Source organism: Mongoliibacter sp. (assembly GCF_007692705.1).
Classification (GTDB): Bacteria; Bacteroidota; Bacteroidia; order Cytophagales; family Cyclobacteriaceae; genus Mongoliibacter.
Genome location: NZ_REBN01000038.1, coordinates 1 through 4,154, shown reverse-complemented (window position 1 = coordinate 4,154; position 4,154 = coordinate 1). Strand labels below are relative to the sequence as shown.

3 protein-coding genes are annotated in these 4,154 nt (G+C 40.7%); all 3 read right to left on the bottom strand.

Annotation, left to right across the window (positions count from 1 at the left end):
- Window positions 1-310 precede the first annotated feature (310 nt).
- On the bottom strand, window positions 311-1,177 hold the full coding sequence (locus EA341_RS00585; protein WP_293010739.1) for a universal stress protein: 867 nt from the start codon (window positions 1,175-1,177) through the stop codon (window positions 311-313).
- A gap of 1 nt (window position 1,178) precedes the next feature.
- The gene (locus tag EA341_RS00580; protein WP_293010738.1) at window positions 1,179-2,804 is read right to left on the bottom strand and encodes a BCCT family transporter; all 1,626 of its coding nucleotides are present in this window, start codon (window positions 2,802-2,804) and stop codon (window positions 1,179-1,181) included.
- Between the two features lie 123 nt (window positions 2,805-2,927).
- Window positions 2,928-4,154, bottom strand: a 1,227-nt coding sequence (locus EA341_RS00575; RefSeq protein ID WP_293010737.1) for a hypothetical protein, incomplete at its 5' end; no start/stop codon positions are given.

Below are 4,154 nucleotides of genomic sequence, written 5' to 3'. Positions count from 1 at the left end.
CCTAAAAAGCAACATTTTATATGAAGCTGGAAATTGGAGTAATTCAAGAATCAGGAAATTCTTAGCTCGACATTAAAAGCAATATCTGATTCTCACTTTAGTATCTGATTTGGACTAAAAATCTATAATTCAGAAAACAAGCAATTACAATATCCCCCTACAATCACAGCGAAGCTATCATCGAAAACCTGTGTGCATCTGCGGTAGCATTCCGAACTATAATGCTACCTCCTCCTTTAAGTAATTATCAAAAGACAATCACTTAAAATCAAAAGGTAAACCTTTAGAGCAAAGAAACTCTTATTAACTTTTATTGATTCAGCACTAAAACAGGAATTGATTTGTCATTGGCAATCAAACGTTCTGCTACAGACCCAATCAGGAAATCGCTGTCATCGTTGCTTCCTTTTCGCCCAAGTACAATCAGGTCAATACCCTGCCCAAGTGCGTAATCATAAATTGTTTTACTAATGTGTTCGTCACCTCCAAATAACATGGTGGTATCAGGAGAATCGGCAACTTTCTTTTTCAATTGTTTGAATTTATCTTCGGCCTTTTTCTGAAGTTCTTTCTTGATATCCTTGGTATCTTTGATGTAGGGAAAAAACTGCATGGATAATTTGATGACATGTACAAGTTCCAATGTAGAAGAAGCCTTTTTCGCCAACTCCAAGCCCATTTCCACTACAGGAGCACTATATTTAGAAAAATCAATGGGAGCTAAAATGGCATCAAATCTTGGCCTTGCCATTTCAGGAATAAACAAACAGGGAGTCTTGCTTAAGCGAACCAATTTGGAGCTCAAGGTACCAGACCCTTCATAATGGTGTTTTTTGCCCAGCAACATCAAGTCGTAGGAATTTGCATCGATCCTGGCAATCAGATCACTTACTTTTTTATCATGCCAAATATGGATTTTTACTGCATCATTACCGGTACCAAATATGTCATCTACCTGTTCTGATAGTTCTTCAGCCAAAATATCACTCAGGTTGCGCCCCTGCTCGGCCAAGGTTTCACGTAATCCTGAAGGCAGGCTATCAATCTCAAGCCAATGAATGATATCCAACTGTTTGAAATTAAAAAAATTATCAAGTTTTTTAATATACTTCAAAAGTAGGTTATCCACAGAGCTCAGGTCTGCAAGCAGTACAATACGTTCAAGTTTATATTTCATATCATTTGGTTTTTTTGGGGGTTGAGTCGGGTTCAGTTGTTTTATTACGCTTTTGGATATTCTTCCAAACCACTTCAGCTAATTTACCTTCATAATTTTTACGGCTTTTTTCCTGACTCAGCAGGGTCATCTCTGCGAATTCTTTTTGGAGACCTTTCCTCAATGAATACGCCATTACCAACAAGATGACGAGAAATGGAAGTCCTGTGGAAATAGTAGCTGTCTGTAAGGCCGTCAGCCCCCCTCCTATCAGCAATACAGCTGCAACAGCACCTTCTGTACAGGCCCAAAACACCCGCTGAGCAACCGGAGCGTCTAATTTTCCACCAGCCGTTATGCTGTCTATCACCAAGGAACCTGAATCAGATGAAGTGACAAAAAATGATGCGATCAAAATCATACCTACAATTGACCCTATCGTTGCAAAAGGAAATTCTCCCAAAAACACGAAAAGAGCTGTTGCTTCATCTTGGGTGATTTGCTCTGCCAAATTACTAGCCTCATTGTGAAGATCTATAAATATGGCGCTACCCCCCATTGCACTCAACCAAAAGAAGGTCAAAAAACTAGGAATAATGAGAACGCCCGTGATAAACTCCCGAATAGTACGGCCTTTTGATACCCGGGCAATAAACATTCCCACAAAAGGTGACCAGGAAATCCACCAAGCCCAATAGAAAACGGTCCAGTCCCCTTGCCAGCCTTGGTCCCGATAGGCCTCTGTCCATGTTGCTACGGTGACTATGCTAGTCAGGTAATTGCCTATATTCTGTACCGTAGAGCGGAAAATAAATAAGGTAGGGCCCACTATCAAAATGAAAATCAGTAAGATGGCTGCAATTCGAATATTCCACTCACTTAAGAATTTCACACCTTTCTCTACTCCTGCCACAACAGATAAAGTAGCTATCAAGGTAATCCCGCCTATCAGCCCCACTTGAAGCCAAACACTATTATCAAAATCTGTAAGGTATGCAATACCAGCACCGACCTGCTTCACGCCCAGACCTAATGAGGTAGCCAAACCGAAAAGAGTCGCTAAAACTGCAAAGACATCAATCACATCTCCTATCCAGCCATAAATCCGATCTCCTAAAATTGGATAAAAAACCGAACGAATCGTTAAAGGCAAACCTTTGTTGAATGCAAAAAAACCAAGACTTAGGGCTACCAAAGCATAGATGGCCCAAGCATGAAACCCCCAGTGCATAAAAGTGTAATTCATGGCTTTCTCTGCAGCCTCCACAGTACCACCTTCACCAAAAGGAGGAGATTTGTAATGGAAAACCGGCTCGGCAACTCCCCAAAATAACAATCCAATTCCCATACCAGCACTGAACAACATGGCAAACCAAGCTGCAGTTGTGAATTCAGGTTCTGCTTCTTTACCGCCTAATCGAATACTCCCATATTTACTGAATGCCAAATACACACAGAATATCAAAAAGGCATTGACAGTAACAATGAATATCCAACCTGTTTTGTCTGTGACCCAATCTTTGAACCCCGCAAAAAAGCTTTCCATTGGCTCCCCAACAATTAGGGTGATAGAAATGAAAAGTACAATTAAGGCAATTGCAGGCCAAAATACGGGTTTGTGAATATCGAAATACTTTTTAGATATCATCAATCATTAATTTTATGACATTGCTGCCATCGTTCAAACTTATTTCCAATTATCAAAAGCTACTCTTGTCCTTTCATCCAAGAGAAAGCCTATACTCCTTTTCTGCAATGATGCAGCACTGCCTCAGAAATAATAACCCATGTTAATATTGAGACGTGTATTCCAGCCTGGATTAGGATCAATCGGATTACTTGAACTAACAGGCTGTGTTATATCACCAATACCACGGCCTGTTCCCAAAGCGTTACCACCAAAAGCTCCAGTCAACCAAGGATGGTTGACTCCCCTTGCAACATCAAAATAGCAATAGATATGGCCAGCGGTGACCAATGCACCAAATACATTTTGTTGGGTGTTCGCAAAACGAATCCTTTCATTATCAATGGTTACATTGTTATATTTTCTCATGAAAGTGTAATTGTTATACACCTGAACATTCCGAACAGGTCCCCAAGAAACTGGAATATTGTAAGCCAAACCAGCCAGATACATTGCGGCATTACTTGCCACATCGTAAGTACCAAAACCATATGCTCCCATCTGCACTGCCTCCAAAACATTTCCAGCATCATCTCTCACATCTTCAAAAGCATAATAGAGAGCCTGTGTTTTCAGGTTCCACCTGCCATAATCCTGTTCATAATGAATTGCAGCAGAATAATTTCTACCAATATGTTCTGTCACTTGGTTAAAAAGCTGATGGGTCTGAAGGGAAAGTCCAAGCTCCGCCCCACCTATTTGTTTTGCTGCCCTGACATTCCATTGGTGTCTCTCTATGTTATTATTACCGTCAATCGGTACAACGTCATAGCTGTACCTTGCTGTAGACGCTTCACCAAATGACAGCTCATTTGTTCCCCGAGGTTCGCTCATCAGAAAATAAGCTGCATTTAAAGTCCAGTCTTTCCAATTTCTGGTATAATTGAAGCCAATCTGATGATCATCTTCCAACCCCACGTAATAAGGAAGCTGAAACCACCAGTTATGAGAAGCATAAGTAAGCAAACCAAATGGGACTTGCGTAATTCCAAACTGAAGGTTGTTGGATTCATTGAAGCGGTAACCCACCCATCCAAATTTGATGAAATGTGTATTGAATGTTGGGAAAAAGCGGTATTGAAAAGCAAATTGTAGCCCATCCTTATAGGCATCTATTTCTATCCACCAAGAATCCCATGTCCATTCATTCTGAATAAAAGTCCCTAATGGAGCTGTATTCCCTTCATAATGTGTCCAAATAGCATTTAAACGAAAGGCTCCACCAACTTTGACCCAAGAAGTATCCATATTGGTCTCCCTGACTGCCCAATTCCCGACTTCAAGTCCGCTCTTGTCGGTACCTCTGTTTTT

Bases quoted from the DNA above. Each gene is read 5' to 3' on its own strand.
- EA341_RS00585 (WP_293010739.1), bottom strand. From the start codon at position 1,177: ATGAAATATAAACTTGAACGTATTGTACTGCTTGCAGACCTGAGCTCT.
- EA341_RS00580 (WP_293010738.1), bottom strand. From the start codon at position 2,804: ATGATATCTAAAAAGTATTTCGATATTCACAAACCCGTATTTTGGCCT.